Raw genomic sequence first — 6,295 nt, 5'->3', positions numbered from 1 at the left:
CGCGTCCGCCGCCACGGCCCTCGTGGTCGCCTCGCCCCGCACCCGCCGGAGCCGCTGGTACCTGGGCGCCGGCGACGCCGCCGCCATCACGCCCGGCACGCAGATGTACACCGACGGCGCCCAGTGCACCGCCAACTTCGTCTTCACCGATGCCGACGCGAACGTCTACGTCGGCTACGCGGCGCACTGCGCCGGCCTGGGCGAGGCCACCGACACGAACGGCTGCGAGGCCGCGTCGCTGCCGCTGGGCACGCCGGTGACGTTCAACGAGGGCGGCAGCCTGCTCTCGGAGGGCACGGTCTTGGGTCGCGGCACGCTGGCCTACTCGTCCTGGCGCACGATGCACGCGCTAGGCACGACCGACGCCAACACCTGTGCCTACAACGACTTCGCCCTCGTGAAGGTCGACCCGGCGGACGTCGCCGAGGTCAACCCGTCGGTCCCGTTCTGGGGCGGCCCGACCGGCCTCGACACCGACGGCACCCGCGCCGGTGACCGCGTCTTCACCTACGGCAACAGCTCGCTGCGCGGCGGCCTGGAGCTGCTCTCGCCGCACCTCGGCACCAGCCTGGGCGACGCGGCCGCCGACGGCGGCTGGTCGCACCCGGTCTACACCGTGACGCCCGGCGTCCCTGGCGACTCGGGCTCGGGCTTCCTGTCCGGCGGTGGCCTCGCGGTCGGCACGCTCTCGACCCTCGGCCTGGCGCCGCTGCCGCTGTCCAACAACATCGGCGACCTGGGCCGCGAGCTGGCCTTCGCCCAGCAGCACTCGGGCATCGCGGGACTCGAGCTGGCCCTCGGCACCGAGCCGTTCCGCTCGGTCCTGGCGCGGTGAGGCGCGTCCGGCGTGGCACGCTGGGGGGCGTGCCCGCCGGACGCTTCGCCCCCAGCCCGTCGGGCGACCTGCACGTCGGCAACCTGCGCACCGCGCTGCTGGCCTGGTTGTTCGCCCGCTCGACCGGACGTGACTTCCTCGTCCGGGTCGAGGACATCGACCGGGTGCGGCCCGGCTCGGCCGAGCGTCAGCTCGAGGACCTGCGCGCGCTCGGCCTGGACTGGGACGGCGAGGCGCTCCTGCAGTCCACCCGCACCGACGTCCACGTGGCCGCGATCCAGCGGCTCACCGAGGCCGGGCTCACCTACGAGTGCTTCTGCACGCGGCGCGAGATCGGCCGAGGCCGCGTCCGCCGCCGCCAACGCCGCCCCCCCGGCGCCTCACCCGGGGCACGTGCCGGCACCTGACCGACGACGAGCGGGCCTGCGCCGGCCGGGAGCGTCCGGCCGCGGTCCGCCTCCGGGCCGGGGTCACCCGCTGGTCGGTGCAGGACGTCCTGCACGGCCGCTACGAGGGGCTGGTGGACGACTTCGTGCTGCGCCGCAACGACGGGGTGCCGGCCTACAACCTCGCCGTCGTCGTGGACGACGCCGACCAGGGGATCGACCAGGTCGTGCGCGGCGACGACCTGCTCAGCTCGTCCCCGCGCCAGGCGTACCTGGCCGACCTGCTGGGGCTGCCCACCCCGGTCTACGCGCACGTCCCGCTCGCGCTCAACACCGACGGCCGCCGCCTGGCCAAGCGCGACGGAGCGGTGACACGACGCGAGCTGGAGGACCTCGGCGTCGACGTGCTGGCCATGATCGCCGGCTCGCTCGGCCTGTCCGGGGCCTCGCCGGCGCAGATGCTGCCCGGCTTCGCCCTCGCCCGGCTCCCTCGCGAGCCGTGGGTCGTGGTGCCTCCGGACCCGGCGTCCTGACCCTCCCCCGTCCTCTCCGGGACGACGAGGGGACCCCCGTTTTGGTGTCGACGGAGGGGTAGGTTAGAGTTGCCGTCGGCTCAGCGAGAGCAGGGCCGCAGCAGGAACAGCATCATGGCCCCGTGGCGCAGTTGGTTAGCGCGCCGCCCTGTCACGGCGGAGGTCGCGGGTTCGAGTCCCGTCGGGGTCGCAGGAACGCCGAGAGGCCGGTCGAGAGACCGGCCTCTCGGCGTTTTCGCACCCGCTCGTCGAGACGTCGGTCCGTGAACCGGTGGCAGGGTCGGTCCCCGAGCCGGTCGCGGAGCGCTCGTGGCAGGGTGAACCCATGTCCGACGCCCTCACCGCCCGCCTGCACGACGTCCTGCCGAGCGTGCTGTCCGACCTCGACCACCTGGTGCGCATCCCCTCGGTGTGGGCCCAGCCCGAGCACCGTGACGACGTGCGCCGCTCGGCGACCGAGGTCGAGCGCCTGCTGCGCGAGGCCGGGTTCGCGCAGACCTCGATCGTGTCGGTCGGCGACGGCGCCCCGGCGGTCATCGCCCACCACCCGGCTCCGGAGGCGCCCCGACGGTGCTGCTGTACGCGCACCACGACGTCCAGCCGGTGGGCGACGAGCGGCTGTGGACGTCCCCGCCGTTCGAGCCGACGAAGCGCGGCGGCCGGCTCTACGCGCGCGGCGCCGCCGACGACAAGGCCGGCATCGCCGCCCACCTGGCCGCGTTCCGCGCTCACGACGGCAACCCGCCAGTCGGCGTGACCGTGTTCGTCGAGGGCGAGGAGGAGTCCGGCTCCCCCACGCTCGTCGAGCTGCTCACCACGTACCGCGACGAGCTGGCCGCCGACGCCATCGTCATCGCCGACTCGGCCAACTGGGACGTGGGCGTGCCGGCGCTGACCGTGTCGCTGCGCGGCCTGGTCGACTGCGACGTCACGGTGCGGACGCTCGACCACGCGGTGCACTCGGGCATGTGGGGCGGCGTGGTGCCGGACGCGCTGACGACGCTCTGCCGCCTGGTCGCGACCCTGCACGACGCGGACGGCTCCGTCGCGGTCGAGGGCCTGCACCACGGCACGGCGGCCGACCTGACGTACCCCGAGGACCGTCTGCGGGCCGAGTCCGGCGTCCTGGACGGCGTCGAGCAGATCGGCACCGGGTCGGTCGTGCAGCGCCTGTGGGCCGAGCCGGCGATCAGCGTCATCGGCATCGACGCGACCCCGGTCGACGTCGCGTCCAACACGCTCGCCCCGTCGGCCCGGGCGAAGATCAGCATGCGCGTCGCGCCGGGCGGCGACGCCGAGGCACACCTGGACGCCCTGCAGCGCCACCTGGAGCAGCACGCGCCGTTCGGGGCGACGGTCGAGGTGACCCGGGGCGAGGTCGGCTCGCCGTACGCGGTCGACGCGACGGGCCCCGCGTACGACGCGGCGCGCAGCGCCTTCCGCGAGGCCTGGGACGGCACCGAGCCGGTCGACATGGGCATGGGCGGCTCGATCCCGTTCATCGCCGAGTTCGCCCGGATCTTCCCGGACGCGGCGGTGCTGGTCACCGGCGTCGAGGACCCTGACACCCGCGCCCACGGCATCGACGAGGGCCTGCACCTGGCCGAGTTCGAGCGCGTCTGCCTGGCCGAGACACTGCTGCTGCAGCGGCTGGCCGAGCTGGGACCGATTTCCTGAGCCGAAAGCGCATCGGGTAGGGTGGTCGTCGCTTGCTCGCAAGCACGGCCAGGTAGCTCAGTTGGTACGAGCGACCGCCTGAAAAGCGGTAGGTCGCCGGTTCGACCCCGGCCCTGGCCACCACCACGACGAAGCCCTCGCACCCCGGTGCGGGGGCTTCGTCGCGTCACCGGGCGCGCCATCGTCCGTCGTCCTTCCACTGGCCGTCGGGTGCGCGGGTCTGGACGTGGCCGTGCTGGTCGCGTCGGAACTGCCAGTGTTCTCGGTGGGCCTGGTGGTGGTGTCGAGGGCAGAGCAGGACGGCGTTGTCGAGGTCGGTGGGGCCGCCCTGGCTCCACGGGATGGGGTGGTGGACCTCGGACCAGGCGGGTGGTCGGTCCGCCGTCGCGGCTATGCCCTTGGTGCGACGGTTCCTTTCCCGGGGCGACGCAGCCCAGGTCGCGGAGTCCGAGGGCGGTCTTCTGGTGCTTGCTGAACAGCCGCTTGGACCGTCCGAGGTCGAGCGGGACGCTGTGACCGTCGAGGACGGCCGGGATGATGCCGGCCGAGCAGGCGAGCCGGCGGGTCTCGCCGGCCGAGAGCCGGGTGCCGGTGGCGATGGTCGCGGCGGCGAGTCCGGACTGCAGGTCCTTCAGGTCGGTCGTGACCACGAGAGTCGCCGCGGTCGTGCCGGACTGCGGGAGGCCGTCGACGGGCATCGTCTCGATCAGGTGGGCGAAGGCGTGGCCCTGGCGATGGGTGAGCCGGTCGAAGCCGGTCTGCGTCCCTTCGACCGGCTCAGGGACCGGCGACTCGCCCTGCCGGGGTGTGATGAACGCGTCGAGCATGGTCCTGAGCAGCTCGGCCTGGAGGTCGGGCAGGACGAACTCGCCGCGCCAGGTGCCGTCGCGGTCGTCGACCATCCAGAACGACGTCCGCTCCCACGCGCGGGCTTCCTGCTTCTGGAGCGACTCGTTCTCCAATCGGTCGACCTCGGCCTTGGGCGCGTAGACGTCGGCGATCCGCTTCGCCCGCCGGGACAGGTCCTTCGCGGACAGCGCCTGCGCTGCGGCGATCAGGGTCTGCTCGCAGCGGTCACGGTGCTCGGCCGGGACGCCGCGCAGCGCGTTGACGATCACCACCGCCTGGGCCTCGGTGATCAGCCCCTCGGCCAGCGCGCGCTCCGTCGAGGTCCGCTCACCCAACGACTGCGCCAGCCGCACCTGACGTCCCGCCGCCCGACGGTCGCGCCCGAAGTCACGGGCCAGCAGGTCCGCGGTGCCGGTGGACCCGCCAAGACCCACCGGCACCAACGCGTCCACCGCCCGCACCGCCGCCGCACTGTGCGCGGCCAGGCGGGCCTGCAGCCGCTGGATCCGCATCGCGGTCTGTCGCGCCTGCGTCGGCGACTGATCCAGGTACGCCGTCGGACCAGCCCCGTCGAGGGCACGCTCGAGCTCGTCCAGGAACGCCAGCGGCGACTCCGTGTGCACGAGCTCAGCGACCATGATTCCCCCGAATCGAACTGATGTTCCCATCGTAGGCGCCGCCACCGACAAGGACGAGGCTCCGACCGGTGCTGTGGATCGACCGATTCGGACCCACGACGGCTCGCCGTCCCGTAGCCTCGGCGAGCCGACGCTCGAGACCGGGGGACCCCATGCGCCGACCCTTCATCGCCCTGCCGCTGCTGCTCGCCCTCCTGGGCGGCGCGCTGGCCGCGCCCACCACCGCCGCTGCGGTGGAGCCGCCCGTCATCGTGGGGCCCGCCCGCCCGTTCGACGCCGTCCCGTCGGTCGAGCTCACCCGTCCGGCCGTCGGCCAGAAGGTCCGGGTCAAGACCGTCGGCTCCTGGTCGCCCTCCCCCACCCGCCTGCGTTTCCGCTGGTACCTGGACGACGCCTACGTCGGCTCGAGCGGTGACGCGCAGTGGCCGGTTCCACAGGCCTACCTCGGGCACCGTCTGCGGGTGGACGTCGAGGCCGAACGGGACGTGGACGGCGACCTCCGCGCGTCCACGACGTCGACCAGCGCCGTCGTCACCCTGCCGCGGAAGCGTACCGTCCGGATCCCACCGCTCGTGGTCAACGCGGACGCCGGGATCAAGTCCTGGGTCGTGCTGCACGGCGTGTGGTCGCCGGCGCCGGACCCGGCCTGGGGCACCGACGCCCGCTTCACGTACCAGTGGCTGCTGAACGGCAAGGTCTTCCGATCCAGCAGCGTTGACGACGTGGTCGTCCCCCGCACCGCGATGGGCAAGCGACTGCAGACACGCGTGATCCTCGACGAGCCGGGCTTCGAGCGCGCCGTCGCGACGAGCCGTCCGTCGATCGTCGAGGGCCTGACCTACACGAAGCGGGGCTACCCCGACATCGAGTCGTTCCTGCCGGAGGTCGGCAGGACGGTGCGAGCGAAGGTCGACGCCTGGTCGCCGCGCCCGACGCGCTTCACCTACCAGTGGTTGCTGAACAGCAAGCCGATCAAGGGTGCGACGACGTCCCGGCTGAAGATCACCAAGCGGATGAAGGGCCAGTTCCTGCAGGTCGTCGTCACGGCGCACCGCCGGTACTACCGCCCGACGTCGACCCGCTCGGCCGGTCACAAGGTCTACGGCCCGAACCTGAGCTGACCTAGGCGTCCTGGGCCGCCTCGGCGGCCTCCGTCGTCGCCTCGATCGCGCGGCGCAGGAAGCGCGTGACGACCTCGAGCTCGGCGTCGTCGAGCTCGTCCACGACCACGCTCATCGCGTCCCCGAGCGGCTGGAACATCGCGCGTCCGTCGGTGCGCGCGCTCTCGGTCGGACGCACGATGGTGCGCCGGCGGTCGCCCGGGTCGGGCTCGCGCTCGGCGTGGCCCGACGCGACCAGCCGGTCGATCACCGTGGT

6 protein-coding genes, 2 tRNA genes and 2 pseudogenes are annotated in these 6,295 nt (G+C 73.3%); 7 read left to right on the top strand and 3 right to left on the bottom strand.

Annotation, left to right across the window (positions count from 1 at the left end; all coding sequences use genetic code 11):
* From AC2W7G_RS07620 to AC2W7G_RS07595, 6 genes and pseudogenes are all read left to right on the top strand, one after another.
* A partial coding sequence (locus tag AC2W7G_RS07620) for a hypothetical protein (RefSeq protein WP_485867899.1) occupies positions 1–835 on the top strand: 835 nt, incomplete at its 5' end.
* Positions 836–864: 29 nt separating this feature from the next.
* Entirely contained in the window at positions 865–1,242 is a 378-nt protein-coding gene (locus AC2W7G_RS07615) for a glutamate--tRNA ligase family protein (RefSeq protein WP_485867898.1), read from the top strand.
* Positions 1,146–1,754 carry a glutamate--tRNA ligase family protein gene (locus tag AC2W7G_RS07610; RefSeq protein WP_485867897.1) on the top strand — a complete coding sequence of 203 codons (609 nt, stop codon included), beginning with the start codon at positions 1,146–1,148 and terminating at the stop codon, positions 1,752–1,754. Before AC2W7G_RS07615 ends, AC2W7G_RS07610 begins: the two co-directional genes overlap by 97 nt.
* 116 nt (positions 1,755–1,870) lie before the next feature.
* A tRNA-Asp gene (locus AC2W7G_RS07605) sits at positions 1,871–1,944 on the top strand.
* A 135-nt stretch (positions 1,945–2,079) separates the two neighbouring features.
* Positions 2,080–3,431: pseudogene (locus tag AC2W7G_RS07600) on the top strand (M20/M25/M40 family metallo-hydrolase).
* A gap of 46 nt (positions 3,432–3,477) precedes the next feature.
* Positions 3,478–3,554: transfer RNA gene (locus AC2W7G_RS07595), tRNA-Phe, on the top strand.
* Positions 3,555–3,597: 43 nt separating this feature from the next.
* Here AC2W7G_RS07595 and AC2W7G_RS07590 read toward each other — a convergent pair.
* Both AC2W7G_RS07590 and AC2W7G_RS07585 read right to left on the bottom strand, forming a co-directional pair.
* A complete protein-coding gene (locus AC2W7G_RS07590) occupies positions 3,598–3,825 on the bottom strand; it encodes an HNH endonuclease signature motif containing protein (RefSeq protein WP_485867900.1) in 228 nt (75 codons plus the stop codon).
* A gap of 103 nt (positions 3,826–3,928) precedes the next feature.
* Positions 3,929–4,792, bottom strand: a pseudogene (locus AC2W7G_RS07585) (DUF222 domain-containing protein); the annotation flags it as partial.
* Positions 4,793–5,070: 278 nt separating this feature from the next.
* Here AC2W7G_RS07585 and AC2W7G_RS07580 point away from each other — a divergent pair.
* Positions 5,071–6,039 carry a hypothetical protein gene (locus AC2W7G_RS07580; RefSeq protein ID WP_485867896.1) on the top strand — a complete coding sequence of 323 codons (969 nt, stop codon included), beginning with the start codon at positions 5,071–5,073 and terminating at the stop codon, positions 6,037–6,039.
* A gap of 1 nt (position 6,040) precedes the next feature.
* On the opposite strand, the gene AC2W7G_RS07575 is transcribed toward AC2W7G_RS07580, so the two are convergent.
* Positions 6,041–6,295 (bottom strand): MarR family winged helix-turn-helix transcriptional regulator (locus AC2W7G_RS07575; protein WP_485867895.1); only part of this gene is annotated, 255 nt, incomplete at its 5' end.

The sequence above is a fragment of the Aeromicrobium sp. PFPM2_SD2 genome, from assembly GCF_057364525.1.
Note: the sequence above shows the minus strand (reverse complement) of the source record. Positions and strands in the feature narration are given on the sequence as shown.